21 protein-coding genes are annotated in these 20,582 nt (G+C 41.3%); 7 read left to right on the forward strand and 14 right to left on the reverse strand.

The genetic code is table 11. The features are described from left to right. Positions 1-6: 6 nt before the first annotated feature. The 3 genes from Q4591_RS08165 to Q4591_RS08175 all read right to left on the reverse strand — a co-directional run bounded on the left by Q4591_RS08165 (position 7) and on the right by Q4591_RS08175 (position 3,495). Entirely contained in the window at positions 7-360 is a 354-nt protein-coding gene (locus Q4591_RS08165; protein ID WP_102436903.1) for a RidA family protein, read from the reverse strand. 186 nt (positions 361-546) lie between these two features. Continuing rightward, positions 547-1,221, reverse strand: a complete 675-nt coding sequence (locus Q4591_RS08170; RefSeq protein ID WP_241904105.1) for a hypothetical protein — start codon at positions 1,219-1,221, stop codon at positions 547-549. Between the two features lie 69 nt (positions 1,222-1,290). Beyond that, a complete protein-coding gene (locus Q4591_RS08175; RefSeq protein WP_303460445.1) occupies positions 1,291-3,495 on the reverse strand; it encodes an LruC domain-containing protein in 2,205 nt (734 codons plus the stop codon). A gap of 1,269 nt (positions 3,496-4,764) precedes the next feature. Here Q4591_RS08175 and Q4591_RS08180 point away from each other — a divergent pair. Then, positions 4,765-5,187 carry an N-acetyltransferase gene (locus Q4591_RS08180; protein ID WP_102531982.1) on the forward strand — a complete coding sequence of 141 codons (423 nt, stop codon included), beginning with the start codon at positions 4,765-4,767 and terminating at the stop codon, positions 5,185-5,187. Positions 5,188-5,218: 31 nt separating this feature from the next. On the opposite strand, the gene Q4591_RS08185 is transcribed toward Q4591_RS08180, so the two are convergent. The 5 genes from Q4591_RS08185 to udp all read right to left on the reverse strand — a co-directional run bounded on the left by Q4591_RS08185 (position 5,219) and on the right by udp (position 10,123). Further along, the gene (locus Q4591_RS08185) at positions 5,219-6,337 is read right to left on the reverse strand and encodes a glycosyltransferase (RefSeq protein ID WP_303460448.1); all 1,119 of its coding nucleotides are present in this window, start codon (positions 6,335-6,337) and stop codon (positions 5,219-5,221) included. Positions 6,338-6,539: 202 nt separating this feature from the next. Next, the gene (locus Q4591_RS08190) at positions 6,540-7,481 is read right to left on the reverse strand and encodes an SPFH domain-containing protein (protein ID WP_102436912.1); all 942 of its coding nucleotides are present in this window, start codon (positions 7,479-7,481) and stop codon (positions 6,540-6,542) included. Next, positions 7,481-8,410 (reverse strand): slipin family protein, encoded by a 930-nt coding sequence (locus Q4591_RS08195; RefSeq protein WP_102436914.1) that lies wholly within the window; start codon positions 8,408-8,410, stop codon positions 7,481-7,483. Before Q4591_RS08195 ends, Q4591_RS08190 begins: the two co-directional genes overlap by 1 nt. Before the next feature lie 126 nt (positions 8,411-8,536). Further along, the gene (locus Q4591_RS08200) at positions 8,537-9,031 is read right to left on the reverse strand and encodes an NfeD family protein (RefSeq protein WP_102436916.1); all 495 of its coding nucleotides are present in this window, start codon (positions 9,029-9,031) and stop codon (positions 8,537-8,539) included. Between the two features lie 333 nt (positions 9,032-9,364). Then, complete coding sequence (gene udp / locus Q4591_RS08205; RefSeq protein ID WP_303460450.1) at positions 9,365-10,123, reverse strand: uridine phosphorylase; 759 nt, start codon at positions 10,121-10,123, stop codon at positions 9,365-9,367. A gap of 304 nt (positions 10,124-10,427) precedes the next feature. On the opposite strand from udp, the gene Q4591_RS08210 reads away from it, so the two are divergent. After that, on the forward strand, positions 10,428-10,637 hold the full coding sequence (locus Q4591_RS08210) for a YdcH family protein (RefSeq protein WP_076539247.1): 210 nt from the start codon (positions 10,428-10,430) through the stop codon (positions 10,635-10,637). 99 nt (positions 10,638-10,736) lie between these two features. Here Q4591_RS08210 and Q4591_RS08215 read toward each other — a convergent pair whose 3' ends face one another. Continuing rightward, a complete protein-coding gene (locus Q4591_RS08215) occupies positions 10,737-11,204 on the reverse strand; it encodes a hypothetical protein (RefSeq protein WP_102436919.1) in 468 nt (155 codons plus the stop codon). A gap of 311 nt (positions 11,205-11,515) precedes the next feature. On the opposite strand from Q4591_RS08215, the gene Q4591_RS08220 reads away from it, so the two are divergent. The 3 genes from Q4591_RS08220 (at position 11,516) to Q4591_RS08230 (ending at position 13,226) form a co-directional block, all read left to right on the forward strand. Further along, positions 11,516-12,349, forward strand: a complete 834-nt coding sequence (locus Q4591_RS08220; RefSeq protein WP_102436921.1) for a mechanosensitive ion channel family protein — start codon at positions 11,516-11,518, stop codon at positions 12,347-12,349. A 263-nt stretch (positions 12,350-12,612) separates the two neighbouring features. Then, positions 12,613-13,035 (forward strand): hypothetical protein, encoded by a 423-nt coding sequence (locus tag Q4591_RS08225; protein ID WP_102436923.1) that lies wholly within the window; start codon positions 12,613-12,615, stop codon positions 13,033-13,035. Further along, entirely contained in the window at positions 13,032-13,226 is a 195-nt protein-coding gene (locus Q4591_RS08230) for a helix-turn-helix transcriptional regulator (RefSeq protein ID WP_102436925.1), read from the forward strand. Before Q4591_RS08225 ends, Q4591_RS08230 begins: the two co-directional genes overlap by 4 nt. Positions 13,227-13,253: 27 nt before the next feature. On the opposite strand, the gene Q4591_RS08235 is transcribed toward Q4591_RS08230, so the two are convergent. Beyond that, positions 13,254-13,727: a GNAT family N-acetyltransferase gene (locus Q4591_RS08235; protein ID WP_241901083.1), complete on the reverse strand. Its 474-nt coding sequence runs from the start codon at positions 13,725-13,727 to the stop codon at positions 13,254-13,256. 140 nt (positions 13,728-13,867) lie between these two features. On the opposite strand from Q4591_RS08235, the gene Q4591_RS08240 reads away from it, so the two are divergent. Then, complete coding sequence (locus tag Q4591_RS08240; RefSeq protein WP_102436927.1) at positions 13,868-14,575, forward strand: DUF3313 family protein; 708 nt, start codon at positions 13,868-13,870, stop codon at positions 14,573-14,575. Positions 14,576-14,651: 76 nt separating this feature from the next. Here the strand turns inward: Q4591_RS08240 and Q4591_RS08245 are convergent, their stop codons facing one another. Beyond that, positions 14,652-15,530, reverse strand: coding sequence for a radical SAM protein (locus Q4591_RS08245; RefSeq protein WP_102477130.1), 879 nt, complete (start codon positions 15,528-15,530; stop codon positions 14,652-14,654). A gap of 157 nt (positions 15,531-15,687) precedes the next feature. Here Q4591_RS08245 and Q4591_RS08250 point away from each other — a divergent pair, with 157 nt between their 5' ends. Continuing rightward, the gene (locus Q4591_RS08250) at positions 15,688-15,951 is read left to right on the forward strand and encodes a hypothetical protein (RefSeq protein ID WP_102436930.1); all 264 of its coding nucleotides are present in this window, start codon (positions 15,688-15,690) and stop codon (positions 15,949-15,951) included. 93 nt (positions 15,952-16,044) lie between these two features. Here the strand turns inward: Q4591_RS08250 and Q4591_RS08255 are convergent, their stop codons facing one another. The 3 genes from Q4591_RS08255 to Q4591_RS08265 all read right to left on the reverse strand — a co-directional run bounded on the left by Q4591_RS08255 (position 16,045) and on the right by Q4591_RS08265 (position 20,274). After that, positions 16,045-16,362: a putative quinol monooxygenase gene (locus tag Q4591_RS08255; protein ID WP_102436932.1), complete on the reverse strand. Its 318-nt coding sequence runs from the start codon at positions 16,360-16,362 to the stop codon at positions 16,045-16,047. A 76-nt stretch (positions 16,363-16,438) separates the two neighbouring features. After that, entirely contained in the window at positions 16,439-16,918 is a 480-nt protein-coding gene (locus Q4591_RS08260; RefSeq protein ID WP_303460457.1) for a GNAT family N-acetyltransferase, read from the reverse strand. A 128-nt stretch (positions 16,919-17,046) separates the two neighbouring features. After that, entirely contained in the window at positions 17,047-20,274 is a 3,228-nt protein-coding gene (locus Q4591_RS08265) for a TonB-dependent receptor (protein ID WP_303460459.1), read from the reverse strand. Positions 20,275-20,582 lie beyond the last annotated feature (308 nt).

A 20,582-nucleotide genomic window follows, 5' to 3' on the forward strand; every position in this document is an offset into this window, starting at 1 on the left:
AGCAATTTAAGCAATCTCAGCGGCCACTACCGAGATTTCAACCAATAATGCCTCACGGGCCATTTTAGCGGCAACACAAGCTCGAGCAGGGGCGTAACCTTCAATAACCCATGCATCCCACACCGCGTTCATTTCAGCAAAGTAAGCCATATCTTTTACGTAAATGGTTGCCGATAACATATGCTTTTTATCACTGCCTGCTTGCAGTAATAGTGCTTCGACTTTATCCAACATTGTTTGAGTTTGTTCAGTGATATCTTTGGTAGCATCTTGGCAAACTTGACCACATAAATAGATGGTGCCGTTATGTTTGACAATCCGGCTCATACGGGTTTTAGTTTCAATTCTTTCAATGCTCATGGTGCGCTCTTTTAATCTGTTAATGGCGCTATTATCAGTTAAGTCAGCTCACAATGACAACTGAGAAAATATCGCTATCCAATAACTCGCGCATTTAAGCAGGCTGTTAATCAAAAATAAAAATGCCTTGTCAGCAGTATCTGGCTAACAAGGCATAAGATTGAAATACGATTGATTATTTGAATATTAGTTAATCACTAAGACTTGTGGGTCATTGGTTAAGCTATGACTCCACTGCTGATAGATAGGCTCACTGCCATCATAAAACCATACCACTGCCATTAATGCTCGTTGATGGTTGGCCACCAATAACTCTTCAGATAATGCGCCTTCATCAAGGGCGCCACGTAATAAGCAAGATTCAAAGTTCACGCTCACTTGGGTGCCATTTTGCTGATAATCGTCACACAATGAAAAGTAACCACGCTTACTTGATGCTAGCTGCACATCAATGCTTAAAGTAAACGCCGCTTGTAGATCAAAATCGGCATCAACCACCAAGTCATCAATTGAGGTTGCTGGCGGCGTTTCTGGCTCTGTAGGTGTTTCAGGTTCCGTTGGCGTCTCAGGTGTCGTTGTCTCTGGTGTTGTATCTGTCGTGGTATCTGGTGTTGATGTCGCAGGTGTTGTCACCGCAGGCGTCGTTGCTGGTGCAGGCGAGCTATCATCGCCACCACCGCCGCCACAGGCTGTTAAAAAGCTTAATGATAGAGCCATGGCTAGGCTAGTGGCTCTTTTAGTCCCTATTTTAGTGCCTGTGTTACAAGCCGTGTTAATGCCTGTTTTCATGCCTGTGTTAATGGCATTCTTCGCTGTTAATAACGTATTTGCTGCCACTTGAGTTTGAGTTAATGTATTCATAATATTCACCTTAAAATTCCATTTCTTGCTTAAATTGATTGATTAAATTCACACTAATTACTGTCAGGGTTAATCCTTAAACAGTAGCGAGTCAGTGGCGGTCAAATACCAATAAGGTTTGGTCTCACCGCTGGCATCTGCAGCAAACTCAATAAACTCAACATAAGCGGCATCAACACGTTGTAGCTCTGCAGGGTGCTGCCATGTATCAGGCACCTCAATTGCCCAACTCATACCATTTTGGTCTTGGAAATAGTGCCCTTGTGATGCCGTTGAAGCATCGTCATGCATCCCTAAAAATCGCGTATCAAATTTATCGGTTGGTGCTTTGTTTTTCAGATGGATCTCTAATTTACGTCCTGGGTTTTTACCATCAGTAATATTCTTAGCCGCTAGGCTATGATCCGTACCTGGAGTGGCAAAAATGAATGGGTCATAGGGGAACTCAGGCATATCATCAACATGTACCGCATCAACAAACGGCACTGTCATTTGCCATGTTGCGCGGTATTGGGTGCCGCAACCCGGTTCAGTTCTGAAATATTGACAGCCATTACCCGCACTGACGTGTTGCCATAAGTCTTCAGTAAATAACAGCACCGCATTGGTTTGCCCGTCTTCAAGTGGTGAGTGGGTTTGCTTAACCCCTTGGGCGCTCCACTCAATGGCTGACTCTTGCACATTGCCGCGGCCAATATCATGTAATTGCACCGCAAAGCCATTGTGATACCAAGCGCCCATTGCCACTAATTGCGCATCAAAGCCCACGCGGCGAACCATGTCATTTTTACTGTATTGGCTAATACGTAACTGCATAACCACATCGTTCATATCAAAGTCACCTTGATAAGGGTATAAATCCTCATAAGCTAACGTGGTGTATTCTGACGATGAGGGGTAATAGCTGATAGTGATGCCGGTTTCAGTGACAGTGATTGGATAATCTTCCACTTCACCATCACTGACACCACCGGTTGGTAATAAGCTGGCCTCTGAGCTCAAACGAAAACGTGACCAGGTTGCGCCAGTTTTAGCCCAATTAGGTACGTTAATCGTCACAGTTGATGTGCCGCTACTCACTGAGCGGGCAATAATCACTTGGTCTTCACTATCAAACTGACCATCTTGGCCCCAATCAATCCAGCCGTTAATATAAGCACCATCCCCTTCTACTGTGATTAATAACACCGCCTCTTCACCCACTTCAAAACCGGTTGGCATGCTGATACCATCGTCATCATCAATACCATCACTTTCATCATCTGATAACGGCGCAGGATAACCGTCGGACTCATTATCAATAACACTGCCTAATGACATGCCGGCAACCATATTATGGCGGGCACCATTTGAATCAATTAGGGTACCGTAACTGTCTGGCGCATCACCAAAATCAACATTGTCTCCCACTGGCACTTCTGCTAATGCACAACGAGCACCATCATTTGAAGAAGATGACGGCCCGTATGAAAACAACTCTGCGGTAGGGTTATCACTTTCAACGTTGACCTTATACACATTGCCATCGCCGTTGTTACTTAAATAAAGGTTGCCATCGGGGTCAAAAAACTGCGCCCCAAAGGTAAAGCTACCACTGCTTTTAGTAATAACGGTTGCTAAGGTTTCAGCGGCACCTGTTGTGGGGTCAATCTTGAGTAAGTTACCTGTACTGCCGTTAGTCACTGCGTATAAAAAGCCGTTGCTTGGATGAAAGGCAAAATCTGTTACGTTGTAAGTGGCATTGGTTTTACTGCCTGGGACAATGTTCATTGGGTGATTATTGCCATCTAACGGCACAGTAAATAAGCCTTGGTTTTTACGGTAGCCGTACCAAACGTTTTCATTGATGGCGACATCACCTACGTAGAAGTTACCCGCTGCAGCAGCTGAGCTGTCTTTTACGATCGTTAGTGGCTCAACTTGGTAATCTTCACCCACCTTACCGACAGTGCCATGCTGATAATCCCAGCCATAAAGGTAATTATCTGTGTAGCTGAAACCAACACCATTAAATCCTTTGGTCAGTCCCATATCAGGCGACAATACCGAATAACTACCGGTACCAAGTTCAACTCCAAAGGTTTTTGGAATGCCTGCTGGCGTTTGAATAATAAATGCTTCGGTAGGACAGGCATTGAATGGCTCAGCGGCATTGGTATTAGCACTGAACAAAGCCATGCTAGTACCAATAGCAATACTGCTTAAACCAAGAATATTGATGATTTGAGAGTGAAGTGGTTTCACGTTAACTATTGTTGTGTTTAATGTTTGCATATTGGCATCTCGCTATTTCGTTATCAGGATGTATTGGGGATACTGCATAGTGGATGCCAACTTTTATTATCCTTTAAATACAATGCTTTATGATTAAGGCAAGATTGTAACTCAATGCTAAAATGCATTCTGCAACGCATTCTGAATTTGAGACTTTGTGATTTTTTGGGGTTGAGAATGGTTTGATCTGTATTGTTCCAAACTCCGTTTGGATTAACGTCGTGGGTTGTCCACCCACACCCGACCAAAAGGGTATCAACAGCAATACCCTCTTGGATCACCCTGCCGCCCCGACGAAAAATGCTGAAAAGCGCATGTTTTCGATGGGGATTGATCCAGCTTTGGACTTCGTTTGTTGCTAACTTCGGACCCTGTTTATTATAAAGAGTGAAAATGCTAACGCTTCCGATGGTGCATCCCTGCACCGCGAAAGCTATGCTCACATCCATGTGAGCATCACGCTATTTTCTTCAACATCCTCAATTCAAATTGAGCCTTTTAGCAGATTAGATTCTTGATCTTTTAGCTTTTTAATTACCACGAATACAATCAAATCGAAGAGATAATAAACCCAGTGTAGATGCAGCAGCGAGCTTCCAAAACAGGGATGTTTTGGCAGAGCTTACATGGACCTTTTGATTTATATAAAGAGTGCAGCGTCTCGCAGTTGTATCTACACATAAGGTCGCTCTTTCACATCCATGTGATCGCGACATTCCGTTCATCCTGAACATCCCAGCGGCAGGCAATGGATTAGATTGAAGTAATGGACTTAGATAAGCTAGCCAACAAAAACTAAGTAAAACATTGAACTAGGCTCATAAGTTATATTAAGGTAGAACCACTTAAGGACAGAGTAAGCTAACCTCGAACGCAATCTTCGAGCACGCCATTTAGGGAAGAAAAAGCCATTAAATAATGATGTGCCTATCAACTCCCTTATAAAGTTTACTCTGACCACACTAGTTAAGGAGTTTTCATGGGTAGCATACATAATTACTATTTAGTTGGGTTCATGCTCTTATCCGCAATTTTAAATGCATTCATAGAAAATGAGAGTATCGGAATAAAGTTACTTTGCTTACTTTTATTATTCACAACTTTCATCTTTGCCTCTCTCTTTCATTCTTTAAAGGTTAAAGTTGCAAAAGAGAAAACGACGAACAAAGCACACATAATAAGCTGATTAATAGGAAAATTTAACTATTCACCCCTCAAAATTTTAGCCAACTATTTTTTGCCAATTAGTAGGGCTTTAGGAGATTTGCGATGATTTCATATCAACCAACAGCCGATCTTTATGCATCGGCAGATATTACATTTAAAAACATGCGCTCATATTATGAACACTATTCTGTAAATTGGGAACAGTCTAAGATACATGAGCAAATTGTTGACCTAGAAAACTGGGACATTCTTTACAACGCTTCGGTCGTGGGTGCAATTCGTTTAGCCTTTGATAATGATGGGTGTTATATCCGAGATTTACAGGTTAGTGAAAAATTTCAAAATAATGGTATTGGTGCAGCAGCCCTAACAGAGTGTGAACGGTTAGCAATTAAAGCTGGTGTAAATAAACTTAGGCTACGAGTTCTCAAAATTAGTCCTGCATATCATCTATACATTAAGAATGGCTTTGAGGTAGATAAAGAAGAAGATAGGTTCTTTTATATGTCGAGAAAAATCTCCTAACAAGAAATCAATCACATTAACCATTTAACACTCAACCACGCTTATCTTCCAATAGCTGCACAAATAAGCTTTTCCATGCTTGTTGAAGCTGCAGCCATTGTTGAGTGCGCCAATCCTCGATTTTGGCATGCTGCTGTTTTTGAACATGATTGTCGACTTGCTCATGAACGTAAGCAGGCTCATGGCTTGATAATAGAGCGCTTGATGAGTTAACACTCGATAAGTAACGCTCAATAGCATCGGCCAGTGAGTTAACAAATTGCTTATCATCTTGGCCGCCAACCTTAGCCTCAACGATATTACCCATGTTTTGCAGTTGATGCTGACGAATTTGATCCCCCAAACCATCCACATCGGTTGAGATAATGGCTTTACTCATTGCCATAGATTCAATAAATACTAAACCAAAAGGCTCCCAGCGTGATGGAATAATTACCCCGTCACATTGGTCTAAAAAGCGAGGCACATCGTCAACCTTGCCCACCAGCTTTATATTATCAAGCTGAGAAACTAACTGTTGTAGCAAAGGTAATTGCTCACCTTCACCGGCTAACAATAATCGACACGGTGACTTAACCTGATGCATGGCTTTGAGTAATAAATCAAAGCCTTTTTGTGGATGAAATCGGCCATAGGCGGCTAACACAGGAACCCTATGATTAGCGTTTTTTGGGGAGTGGCTTTTGTTGGCGATAAAATAGCTTAAGTCTCGCCCCTGCCCTAACTGAGCGATTTTGTCTGCAGGTAATAGCTTATTAGCTAGCATCCATCGCTGCTGTGAGGGTGAAATGGACACCACTTTATTCATTAACCGATAGCTTAATTTCAGCATGAAATAGAAACGTTGCGGATGTGCAATTTGCTGATTAACAAACTGTTCGCTGTAGTGATGTTCTTGCAGGATAAATATGATCTTAGGATGACGCAATCTGAGCCATGCAATATTTAGCAGTTTGCGCCAGTTTGAGGCGCCATGAAAACAGACAATATCAGCGTCCAATGTCGTATTCTGCCAACGGCTAAAATCCAGCTGACGAATGTCAAATTCAAATGCCAAAGTGAGGATGTCAGAGCCACACAAACTGTGCAACGCAAAATTAACGCCGCCCATATTAGGGTCATCGACACAATGCAAAATTCTCGCTTTCACTCTGACTCCTTGAGCTATCAATAACCGGCTTATTAAATTAAAGCACTGTTAAAACAATATACTTGTCTCAGTTAAATCGCAAAATTTACTACGCGTTCAGCTTCAGTCCGTCGTTAAATACTTTTGCTAAATACATAATGTTAAATACATAAAAAAAGAGGCTAAACTTAGCCTCTTTTAATTAAATTTTACCACTAAACAATTATTTGGCTTTCTTATTATCTTCCAGACCCATGCTATCCATCCAATAATCAAAATTAATCATATTGCCGGGTAACACCACACGGTTATCTTTATCTTTTAAGCCATCAAGCTGCTTGAGGTATTGTTCACCTAACTGCAGTCTTAAGGCACTCTGACCGCCGGGTTTAGAAATCACTACCGCCAAGCGCTCAATGGATTCTGCAGTGGCTTTAGCAAGCGTTAAAATCTCCTCGCCTTTACCTTCAGCCTCATTGATACGGCGCTGCATTTCACCCTCTGAGCGGTTAATGGTTTCAGCCATCACACCTTCTGAGCGGTTAATTTTACTCTGCTTGTCACCTTCACTTTGGGCTAATAATGCACGGCGCTCACGCTCAGCATTAACCTGCATTTCCATGGCATTTTTAACGGTTTCTGGTGGGGTAATGTTTTTAATTTCATAACGATGCACTCGAATCCCCCAAATCGCGCCAGCTTCGTCCAGCACTTGTACGACCTTGGCCGAGATAATGTCGCGCTCTTCAAACGTGCGGTCTAAATCTAAGGTACCAATGACTGAACGTGTGGTAGTTTGCGCTAATTGAATCGCCGCATAACGATAATCCGTTATGCCGTAACTGGCTTTAACGGGATCGGTAATCGAGATATAAATGACGCCGTCTACTTCAACGTTAACTTCATCGCTAGAAAAACACTCTTGCGGTGGCACATCGATAGTTTCTTCTTTTAGGTCATGGATATAGGCCACTTTATCAACAAAAGGCACTAAAGCATGAAAACCGGCATCTAAGGTGCTGTGATATTTACCTAGTCGCTCAACAATGTAAGCTGACTTAGTGGGTACTAAGCGGATAGATTGGAATAATTTCAGCACAAAAATAACAAAAATCACCCCCCAAATACCCATAACAATTAAATCGGTATCAATTCCATTCAACATTAGCGTGCTCCTTTTACTGGGCTGTTAGTTACGGCATGGGTCACTTGCTCCATCCCTTCAAAGAAGCCTTCTAACTTGGCCATTTCAGCAGGCACCACTGAGACTTGTGTTTCAGTTAAAATGTCACCCACTTGGCTAATAAACTGCTCTTTCAGCATCATATTCATCGCATCGTTACCACCTTGGTTAGCCAGTGCGGTGCAAATCATATCCATGCCTTCAGCTTTCGCTTTGGCAATAATGGTAATTTCTTGGCCAGAGCCAATCGCTTCATTAATGCGTTTTCGTTTTTGCCCTTCTGAGAGGTTAATGGCCTCTTGGCGCTCACCTTGAGAGATATTAATCATGGCGTCTTTTTCAGCATTGGCTAAAGTGATTTCAGCCCGTTTTCTACGCTCAGCTTCCATCTGTTTTTCAAGGGTGTGGATCACGTGTATTGATGGGGAGATATTTTTAATCTCATAGCGAAGCACTTTAATGCCCCAAGGATCTGACGCTTTGTCAATTTCACGAACAATAGACTCGTTCAAACTGTCACGCTCTGAAAAGGTTTGCGATAGGGTCAATTTACCAATTTCTGAACGCATGGTGGTTTGCGCGAGGTTAACCGCAGCTTTACGGTAATTTTCGATACCGTAACTGGCTAACTTGCCATCCATCACTTTAAGGTAGACCAAACCATCAACTTCCAGCTGGGTGTTATCTTTTGAAATACAACTTTGTGGTGGTACATCTAGTACTTCTTCACGAGTATCGTGGCGATAAGCTACCCGATCAACAAATGGCACTAAAAAGTGAAACCCTGGTTGTAATACGGTTCTAAATTTACCTAAGCGCTCAATCACATTGACCTCTCGCATCGGTACAATCAACATCAATTTATATAAGATAAAAAATATAAATAAAATGGCTATAGTTAGTTCAAACATATGTCCCCTTCCTTTTGCAAAACATGTTCAGGTAGCGTAGCCCCCTATACATGACTTAATTCCTTTACTCAGTTGGCACTCTGTGTGGTGACCAAATCAATAAAACCTAATTCTGCTATTTTGTGACTAATCTTGTTTATCAGTGAAGCTTTCGCCCATTAACTCAGTTTCTGCATATGGCTCAACCACTAAGGCAATATTATCTCGGCAAATAATTCGCACTTTAGTGCCTGCTTTTATTTCAGTGCCATCCCCTAGTGCTGACCACTCAGTACCAGAAAACAACACCCGACCGGTTTTTTCACCCGGGCCAATATCAGCTTTAACTGTGACAACTTGATTATATAAATCCATTTCCTCATCGGTATTATCCACATGCTTGTCACCACCAATCATTTTTTGGGTGATATGGCGAAAACTAAGCAATAGAACCATTGAGGTGATAAACCATAAAGTGAAGCTTTGCGCGGTGCCATCGACGATACCGGTAAATAAGGCTGCGGCCACAATGACACAGGCTGCACCTAATAAAATGACGATGCCACCGGGAACAATAATTTCCGACAACATCAGCCCTATACCGACGATTAACCAGATACTGGTTGGATTAGAAAATTCCATATACCCCCCTGTAAAAACGTTATCATATGTTCCTTTAAGCTATAAAACCCGAACTTGGATAAGGTTTTATAGAGCTGATAACTTTAAATTGATAACTACTACACAGTGGTAATAGTGGTGCTACCTCAAGCACAGGATATGGGCACTCTTTAACCCATATATTGGTCGTCAATATCACGACATATTATGTCAACAATACAGGATATTGATGATATTGCAATCATATTTCATTGCTAAAGCTTAGCAGTAACTGTATAAAAATCGGATAAATCAATAAAAAGAAGGTAATAAAAAAGGTGCCTAAGCACCTTTATATTCAATTAGTTAAATATATTAAGCTAATAGTTTTTTCGCAGCTGCAACCACAATTGCAACCGCGCTGCCTTCGGTTTTCTTCATCATGGCTTCATCAGGAATTTCTTGCTGGGTACGATTAACGATAACCCCAGCAACACACGCTGCGCGCCAGCCTTGTGTTGCACACATAGTAAATAGCGTTGCTGACTCCATTTCGTAGTTCAATACGCCCATGGCTTGCCACTCTTGCATTGAGCCCACAAAGCGGCTGGTTACACGTCCTGAGACCGTATCGTAACGTTCTTGGCCTGGGTAGAATGTATCTGATGATGCTGTAATACCAACATGAGGTTCTTGGCCTGCGTCACGACATGCTGCCACCATAGCGGTAGTACAGTCAAAGTTAGCAGCCGCTGGAAACTCAAGTGGGGCAAAGTGTAAACTGGCGCCATCTAAGCGCACTGAAGCTTGCGTGACAATAACATCACCGACATTTACATGTGGTTGAATCGCGCCAGTGGTACCAACGCGTAAGAAAGTCGTCACACCTAGTTGTGCTAACTCTTCTACTGCGATAGATGTTGATGGTCCGCCAATACCTGTTGAACATACGACAACCGCTTTGCCATCAATATAAGCAAGATAGCTGGTGTATTCACGGTGACTTGCTAAAAAAGTCGCATTTTCCATTAATTCGGCGATGCGCTTAACGCGCTCAGGATCCCCTGGAACAATCGCTAAGGTTGCGCCATCAAGCATTTGCTTGGTTAATCCTAGGTGAAATACGTCGGCCATATTGAAAACCCCTTTCATATTTGAAGATATCATTCTAATTGTGACGACTGTAACCCACAAGCCACGCTATGAAGGTTAACTGGGTCACATAAATTCTGTTATTAAACATTCGAGTGATGATTAAAAATTACAAATGTAACTAACATCACTAATTTACAGCACCATAAATCAGCAAAGGCTAAATAGCCAATTTTAGTTGATTAAAAAGTTTTTGGGGCAATCAATTAATTATTGATCCCGGTCACATTACCTACAGCCAAGTAGCGCTAATTTGTAGTTAACATTAGATAAAAGGAGTAAGTCGATGTTTCCAGAGTACCGTGAGCTAATCAGTAAACTTAAAACCTCAAATGCCCATTTTTCAAAGATTTTTGATGAACATAATCAGCTAGATGAGCAGATAAAACATCATGAGCAGCATTACAGTAGCGATAGCACCCCAGAGCTGAAAATACTAAAATCAAAGAAGCTGCATTTAAAAGAAGAAATTTTTACCATGCTGCAAAAGCAGTAATGGCTATTGCGTATTAATCGCCAATATTGGCGATCAAAAAAGGACGCTTGAAGCGTCCTTTTTGTTGGCTCATGTAAACCATCTGTTTAGCGAGAGCAGTTATTTTACGGCGCTAAGTGCTTTGATTAAGGTTTCGTTTGAATCAAAGTTCTCGATGCTAACAACGGTTAGCTTATCTAGGGTCACCATAGTGGCCATATCTTCTTCAGTAGGCCAGTTTGCAGTTGCATCGCCTTCACGATCGAGTCCCATCGCAAACGGTAAATCCTTCATTTGGGGGATAGCCACAAAGCGAGCAATCAATGATGGCATACCGCTGATATCAGCAATATACACCAAGTTTGCAGGTTGCTGCTCAGTCGTTGTAGCTTCTAATGCCGCTTGAATGAATTCGCCACCTTTCATGCCGCGACTAAACAAAACCACTTGAGTTTGTTCATTAACCACTAGCGGTTGTTCAAATTGATCTTCTAAGGTAATTGGCTCAATTTTATCATTCACGACAAACACATTCGCCTGTGCTGAAGCCATAAAAAGTACACTAACTGCAAATAAAAGCGCTTTCATGTTATTTTCCTGAATTAAGTGATAAGCCCTTATTTGAAATGACAAATTGTTTGGGCATTTTTGCTAATAAGGTCTTAAATTAAAAATAGCCAACTCACTATACTCGAATCTGTGATTCGACTTTATTACATTGGATTAGAATCATGATGCACCTCACGGATTAATACAGACTTAATTATTCGCAATAACAGAGGCTTCAACAATAAAGTAGCGACAGCAATAAGTGTTAATTAATTGCAAAAATGACTTTATTACCATTGTAATATCACGCATTATTTCTCTGTTAATTCGTCAAAAATAAGAACATCATCATGAATGAAACAAGCTTAGATCAAGAACTGCAGCAAATACAGAATGTCTACGACCTTCTTACTGAATTTATTGTGCAATACAGCTTTCAAATTGTTGGCGCTGTCATCATCTTACTTATCGGTATCTGGATAGCGAATAAAGTATCGAACTTCGTTGTTAGCCAATTCGAAAAGCACGATATTGATGTCACCTTGGGCAATTTTGTCTCCAATCTGGTGAGGATTTGCATCATTGCGATGGTGGCGATCATTTCGCTAGGGAAACTCGGTATTAGCGTCACCCCAATGGTGGCCGCAATTGGTGCCGCATCATTAGGTGCAGGTTTAGCACTTCAGGGGATGCTGGCCAACTATGCTGCTGGGGTCACCATTATTGTTACCCGACCTTTTGTTATTGGTAACACCATTGAAATTAAAGGTGTGGCTGGAGTGGTAAAACAAATTCAGCTCGGCTTAACCATATTAACCAATGAAGAAGGCGAGTTAATCAGTATCCCTAATAAACATATTGTCGGTGAAATACTGCATAACTCTCATGAATATAAGTTAGTCGACACTCAATTTAATATTGATTATCAAACCGATCCCCAGCAAGTGATTAAATTGATTTCAGATGCTGTCATGAGCCATGGAGGCGTCAGCCAAACGCGCACTCCACAAGTGGGCATTAATGATTTCAACAGTATCGGGATGGAAATCGGTGTGCGTTATTGGGTGCCAACCAATAGCTATTTTGAAGACAAGTACCAAGCGAATTTAGCCATAATCAAAGCGCTTAAATCAGCTGATATAACCATTCCATGTCCTGTAAGAGAAATACATTTGCAGCAGTAGCTTAGCCCGTAAAATATGTCTTCAGGCGAATGCTAAAAGCTAAGTAAACAATCGTTATTTCAACGTAAAATATCTAAGTATTCTCAGCCAGTTTATATAATAACTGGCTGAATTCAGCTTTATATTGTCACCGTTATAGTCATCAGTAAAAGTCACCATTTGCTTACTAAATGTCATCAAAACTTGACATTAGTAATTTTTAGTTACATAGTTAGGTCAAGTTTACTTTACTTAAAGACAAGCTAACTTGAAAGGAATGATTTATGAATACACCTAACTCAACAGAAAATGATTGGAAAAAGTGCAATAACGTTAACAGCAATCGTTTAGCCAAATGGACCGCTGCATGGGTCATCACACTCGCGATATCGACTTTTGGTCCAATGTTTATTTGGTCGCAACATGACATCATTACCGCCGCTGCGATTGGATTTAATTTTTTGGTCGGTATCGGGATGATTTTCGCTAATAAAAAACACCTAGCTTCCCTTGATGAACTACAACAAAAAATTCAGCTTAACGCCATGGGGCTGAGTTTAGGCGTCGGATTAATTGTGGGCATCAGTTATTCAACGCTCGACACCACAGGGCTGATTAATGCTCATGCAGAGATATCTCACTTAGTCATCATCATGAGTTTGACCTACATGGTGGGGATAATTTTAGGCAATAGGAAGTACCGATGAAAAACAGATTAAAAGTACTTCGCGCAGAACGGGACTTAACCCAAGCACAACTGGCAGAGTTACTGAGCGTTTCCAGACAGACTATTAATGCTATTGAGAAAGGAAAGTTTGATCCAAGTTTGCCATTGGCATTTAAAGCGGCGCGCCTTTTTGGGCTAACCATTGAAGATATCTTTCAAGATGAGGCATAACCTGCCTCTTCGTCAGCTCAATACCACTCAGGCCGTTAAGGTTTTATGCATAAATAGGCTGCTAGGGTCATTATCATAATCAGCAAACTTATCGCCAATGTCAAAACCAAAGCTTTGATACAATTGCCTTGCGGGTTTAAAAAAATCCATTGAGCCGGTTTCTAGGCTTAACTTCTCATAACCCTGACATTTAGCAAACGCTAGCATATGTTGCAGTAAGTGCTTAGCAACACCTTTACCGCGATGTGCATTAGCAACCCGCATCGACTTTATTTCACCGTGGCTGGCAGTTAATTGTTTAATTGCGCCGCAGCCAAGTAGCTGCTGATTTTCCCACACAGTCCAAAAGGTAATATCATCTTGGCGCAGTTTGGTTAAATCTAGCGCATGGACACTTTCTGCTGGCGACGTGGCGTACATGTCCTGCAAGTGTTCATTTAATAGTGCCGCCACCTCAACGCCAGACAAATCATCGACTCGAATATCCATGTTTGAACTCATGCTCATAAACCTTCTATTTTTAGTCTTGTTTAACCAAAAGCCATAATTCAAACACTGACTCTGAGCGCTAAATCTATTATTGACTCTGCAGTGATAGCTGCCATATTTATTAGCACAATATACATTAATGGATTGATTATATGCGCAAGACTTATTTAACTGCTAGCCCCTTAATTTGCTTGATAGCATTCACTCTCATGGGCTGTGCATCGGGGCCTGCCAGCCTGCAACAAGGACCGGACGCTGAAATAACCAAAGAAGGTTTAGTTAAAGTCGATAACTCCAGACTGGCCTTATCGTACGCAAGACCCGATGTAAATTGGCGCCAATATACCAAACTGTACTTTGAACCGACCCAAGTCACCAATGATCATCCTGAAGGTTATCGAGCGCCTCGAATTAATAAACAAACTGAAGGGCCTAATGCCACCTACGACTTACCCCAAGAGTCCCTTGATAAAATGGCGCTGCAATTTAGTAAAACCGTTAGCGATGTGTTCAATAGTGAGCAGCCCTTTGAGTTAGTCACAGAAAAAGGTCCTAACACCTTAGTGATTGAAACCGCTGTAACCGATATCCGCTTAAGCGCGCCAATTGAAAAATCCCGCCGAAGCTATAATTCCATGGGAAAAACTTATACGCAGAACTCAGGCTCAATGGTGTTATTGGCGGTACTTAAAGATGGACAAAGCGGTGAAGTGTTAGCCAAAGCGGCTGATCGCGGTGTGGGCTTTGATCAATGGCGTCAAAACACCCAAGTATTCAATTGGGGTGATGTTAAAACGGTTTATCGTCACTGGGTCAATGATTTCAAAAATGCCTTAATGACGGCGGTAGCCGAAGAATAGAGTCAATAGCAATAAGCCTTAAAAACATACTCGATAAGCTCTGTGCCAATTGTGATACCACAATTGGCACTGTTAATTACAAGCCCCGCTGCCATTCTTGGCGTAACGGAATACTGCCTTTAATCGCTTGTTCTACTTGAGCCAGTAATTGCGGCTTATCTTTGCCTAAAACGCCTTTCAGCACTAAATAGTTTGAGGCATGATCAGAACGAAAAATAGTTTTCTCCAGTGCAAGGCCCGATAACAAAGTTTGCATTTCGGTCAACAGCCCCAGTTGATCGGGCAACACAAAATCACCATCAAATGCCTGATCCATTCTCTCGGTCCCCAATGGCAATGTCACCACCAAGGTAGATAAATACTCAGGCTGAGCTTGATTCATCAACTCTGCAGATGCCTTAGCGTGCTGAATAGAAAGCGCCTTGCCCCCTAGCCCCATTAAAATCATCACTGATGACTTGATCCCGGCTTGCTTTATTTTGCTTAAAGCAGCTAAAGAGGATTCAAAGGTTTCGCCTTTTTGGATACGGGTTAACACTTCATCGTCACCACTTTCACAGCCGATATAAAGTAAAGACAAGCCTAAGGCTTTAAGCTCCGCCAACTGTTCAACGGTTTTGTTAGTTAAATTACGCGGTAAGCAATAACTACTAATGCGAGTGACACTGGGTAAATGTTTATTAATCAGCTGGCAGATTTCTTTTAAGCGCTTAAACGGCAACGTCATTGCATCACCATCAGCTAGAAACACTCTAGAGATTGGTACCCCTGAAGCGGCAGCGCTGAGAATATCTTGCTCAATAGCATCGACTTTGTGGGCGCGAAATTTTTTTTGCTCTTGGGTATACATATCGCAAAAGGAACATTGGTTCCAGCTACAACCATTGGTCACCTGCAATATCAGCGACTTCCACTCTGATGGTGGTCGATAAACCGGTTCAATATAGTGAATCATCTAAATAACCTCTAAATCCCTATCAATGACAGTTTTTGTATTAAAAATACTCGTTAAGATTGTTTTTCATTCTATTTTTTGCAATAAAACGTTTGAATTGATCATTTTGCTTGTTTATAGTCGATTAATAAAAATAATTATTCAGGCCAATTGATTTATGAATCAAGTCGCATATCAGCTCAGTGAAAGACGTGAAAACCCTCGTTCTCATGAAGAGCATTGGGAGTTGCTGACTGCAGATCAAAAAGTTGCCCTATACGATTTAAACCGCTTTGGTTACAGATTGCTTTTTGTGAGAAGCATGCCAGAAGGCCCTCTGGCTGTAATTTCTCAGCAAGATGACATCGCCATTATTGACCATGAAGGTGAGTTAAATTTACACCCTAATTTAACCTTAAGGGAATTACCTAAGCCCCATTAAACTTAGCGATTAACAAAGCTATCATCGTATAATCGAAATAATTTAAAGAGTGCACTCGCACTCTTTTTTTCATTTTTCTCATCAGTTTAATGCTTAAGCAATCACTTCATTGAACACTTCAACCTTATGTGACTCAACAAGCTCAGGCATAACATTGTGGAAATAATTTTGAATGTAATCAGTCGCATTATGTTTATCAAATACTGCTCTGTCGGCAAATTTTTCCACAAAGGCCACTTTGCTATCATCATCTAAACTGATATTTAACTCGTAGCGAATACAGCCTAATTCTCGGCGAGTCGCTGGGATCAGCTTAGCAAGAGCTTCAACCAGTAAATCACGTTTACCTTCTTTAGCAACAAACTGAGCAACACAGACGATACGGGTATTATTGATGATAAAATCTGACATTATTTTTCCTTAATACTGATAATATAAATACGCTAATACAAACTAAATAAACTGTTCCTATAGCAGTCTTAAATGACTAGTTATTTTGTAAATTAAGTAGCATATCGATATGCGGTATGCCGTCTTCAAGATACATTTCTGAATTTAAGATAAAGCCCTGCTGCTGATAAAAATCGCTGAGATGTTGTTGCGCGCCTATTTGGATGCTGGTTTGCGGCCACTGAGTTTTAACAACATTAATTGAGCGCTGCATTAACGCATGTGCAATACCATGACCACGGCCCTTTTCTGCCACTATCACTCGGCCAATACTGGCTTCATCATAACTGACACCTGCCGCTAAAATTCGCGTATACGCAATGATTTCACCTTGCTCATTAATCCCTAACAAATGCTTGGTTTGCGGTAATCGGTCTTTATCATCAAGCTCGGGATAAGGGCAATTTTGCTCTACCACAAACACATCGACCCTGAGTTTTAATAGCTCATACAACTCATCAAGGCTGAGTTCATTAAAGCTCAATAGCTTCCAGTGCATTGAATTTAGTAACGACATAACTACCCACCAAAAATTGATCTCTATGGCCGCAGTCTAGCATGATTAAATAAGTGGATTAACTGGTGAATTTCAGCCAAAAAAATACCGAGCATAAGCTCGGTATTTTCAGGTTGAATTAGCTCAATTTAGAACTTGTATTTAACGCCAACTTTTAACTGCCAAGCAGACTTGTTTACGTCATAGCGATTGTAATTGTCAGTCTCTAACCCATCTTGCCCGTAAGGCACTGAGTAAGTGTAAACACCCGTTTCTGGGTTATAATTATGGTCTACCAACTTCTTACTACCATAGCTTTGTGTTTCTACACGGCCCCAATCATCATTCATCAGGTTAAGTACGTTTTTCACGTCAAAGTATAAAATACCTTTATGCCCATCCATAAATCCTGGTAATTCCTGAGTGAAACGGAAATCTAACTGATGTACCCATGGTTGGTTGTCAGTCCCTTTAGGTGCTATACCGCCGGCATATTTACCTAAACCAATTTCATCAATCGCTGCTTTAAATTCCTCATATCCAAACTCTGCGTCGTATTCCGGATTGTAGTAATACTCCACATTTGGATCATCCGCGCCCGTTGGAATATAAGGTAGATAGTATGAAGAACCATAAAACGCACTTTGATCACCAAAGCCGCGGTCTTTAAATGAACCAAGCACCCAAGTTAACGGGTTACCTTCACGGGCTTCGTAGAACATATTGAAGCTAGATGCATAACCAGCAACAAACTCAGTTTCATAACCTAGGCTAACAGTGAAACGGTGTGGCGTTTCATAGTAACCAGGACCCATTGTCGTGCCATTTCGGTCAGAACCAACCGGCGTAAACTGGTAATTAGACGTCGCTGTTGAACTAGAGCCCTGGTTACCTTCGTCTAATGAGTTATATGCATAACTTGCACGCATATTAAGACCCATATCCCAATTCTTAGCTAATGAAAAGGTTAGTGTTTTACTAGTTCCATCTTCTTCAGCATTGGTTAGCATCAAGTCGTAACGTTCATAATCTTCATTTGTCGGATCTAAAGGATCGAAAGGCTCATAAATCACACGGCCTGTTGCATCTGTTTTAACTTCGCGACGAGCCAAATCAACCCAAGCAACATCATTTTCTTTTTGAATGTATAAGAACTCACCACCGAAGAACCAATCTTGACCTAGGGCACCAAAGTCCCAAGTACTGTCAAACCCGATGCTCGCACGCCAATCTGAAGGAAGCTCAAAGTTCGGGTCTAATGAGTTAGTGTTACCATCGCCGCCCACTAAGCCATCTTGTGCGCCGTTTGGCACATTGCCAAAATCAGGCGTTCCCCAAGAAGTATCCCAACCATCGTTGAAACTTAATAAGCTATTACCATCATTTGAGAAACTGTTTGACATCCAAACTGTTGGCTGACCACCACTGTAACGGCCTACGCCACCACGAAGAGATACATCATCAGTTAGCAGGTATTTAAAGCCAATACGTGGTAACCAGATATCTTTACCATCGAAAGTACTGTTATTGGCAAAATTATAACGGTCTACAAAGTTTTGATTAAGAGAAGGCGCCTCTGTCATGCTGATGGTTTCGTAGCGTAAGCCAAAGGTCATTTCTAAGTCGTCATTAATATTCCAAGTATCCTCAGCAAACAACGCTAAAGTACTCATATTAAATTCTGCAGCTACGTCTGTTGGATTGCCTGACTTTGCATTTGAATAAAAGAAGTCATCAACAATGGCCTGCTCAAAGTCTTCAATTGATTTGAAACTCCAGTTACCCAATACGTTTTGTGCGAACAAATTGAATACTTCAATTTTATTGTATTGCACACCAAAGCCTATTTCATGATCACCTAAGTAGTAATCACCCACAAAACGTATTTCTAAATTTTGGTTATTTAGCTCATTAGCTTGGCGTGATTTATCTGTACCAAAGGTAACTTTGTCGCCTGAACCAAAGCTTTTCCATGGTTCATCAGCATTTGGGAACCAGTAAGTTTGTACTTCAACTTGGCCAATACCTAGGTCATCAATGGTGTTTGAGTTTGAAGTGGTATCTTTGTATGCCACTTTAATTTCAGTACTGAAATCTTCAGTCCAGTCGCTGTATAAATTAGCAGCGTACGTCTCTAAGATTTCTTCTTTGTTATACCAAGTGCTTGATAACTTAATGCTGCTTGAGTTGTTTGCTAAGTTGTTAGTTAAGTTACCTTTGGTATTTTGATAAGTAAAACTGGCACGGTGATCGTCGTTAATATTCCAGTCAATTTTAGCCAGAATTTTCTTATCTTCTTCTTGAGGGGTTTTATCGTAAGCACCAATATTTTCTAGACCGTAAACGCTTGCTGCTGCATCTCTCACACGCTGCAATTCGGCTTCTGTTATGTCAGAGTTGTTGCCAAAACCAGCTCCTTCAGGTCCCCATTCAGCAGATTTTGGCGCATCAAAGCTTTCATAAGAACCAAAGAAAAACAGTTTATCTTTGATGATTGGGAAGCCAATGGTGCCTCCAAAGGTTTTTTCTTCGAATTTTTGTTCTACCTTTTCACGAACACCATCTTCATCTGCGCGAGTAAGACCTTCACCAGCCATGCTGTCATTGGTCATTTCGTAAAAAACGGTACCTGAAACTTCGTTAGTACCAGACTTAGTTACCGCATTAATCTGCGCGCCAGTAAAGCCACCTAATCGTGCTGTATAAGGAGATACATTTAACGCAACACTCTCAACCGCATCGATTGAAATTGGAGAGCGCTGAGTTGGATAACCGTTTGAGTTAAGGCCGAAATCATCATTTTGAGAAATACCATCGACAACGAAGGTGTTAAAGCGAGGGTTCATCCCCGCTACACTCATTGAGATACCATCAGTGCCGACAACAGCCATTGGATTTTGACGCAGAACATCTTTCAAGTCACGGCTAATGCCTGGTGCGTTAGCAATTTCTTTTGCGCCAAATTCACTATTAGCGCCTGCGCTGCGATAGTAACTCGCAGTTCCGACAACACCGATACGTTCAATATCAGCTGCAGTTTTCAACGTACGGTTAAAACGTAATGTTTCACCGACGTTTAAATATAAATTTTGTTCGACATCATCAGCAAATTTTTCAGAATCAACTTTGATGATATATGGACCACCAACACGCAGACCGCGCGCAGTGAAGTTACCATCAGCACCTACTGCCACTTCAGTGACGGTGCCTGTTGGTTCATGGATGATGGTAATTGTTGCATCTGTAACAGCATTTCCTTGAGGACCAACAATCTGACCGCGGATGTTTGATGCAGTATCTGCGGCCATGGCTGGTAGAGAAACGCCCATAGCAAAGCATGTCGCTAGCGCTAAGCGACTGATTTTATTGTTTAACATTTTCAGACCCCTGAAATATTTTTATATTTATTTATGTACTAGTTAATCTAGCTTTATAAAGAAGTTTGTAGAGTAAAAACTTCAGGCGCTAGTTTATAACCAATTTGTTTCAAAATCATGTCATTGTTGAACTATTTAGCAACAAAACTTAAACTGCAACCGTCAACTTCGCGCAACATCCACAACAAAGCATGAACAACAGCCGCAAAGTAGGCTCTTTAGTCACAAAAAATTAATCTAAAAAGTGACTTTCATCATTCGCTGTCTAACCTCATTTAAGTGGTTTACTAGGTCCAAGCTACTTAAAT

Source organism: Shewanella sp. 3_MG-2023, assembly GCF_030548765.1.
In the GTDB taxonomy this organism is placed as follows: domain Bacteria; phylum Pseudomonadota; class Gammaproteobacteria; order Enterobacterales; family Shewanellaceae; genus Shewanella.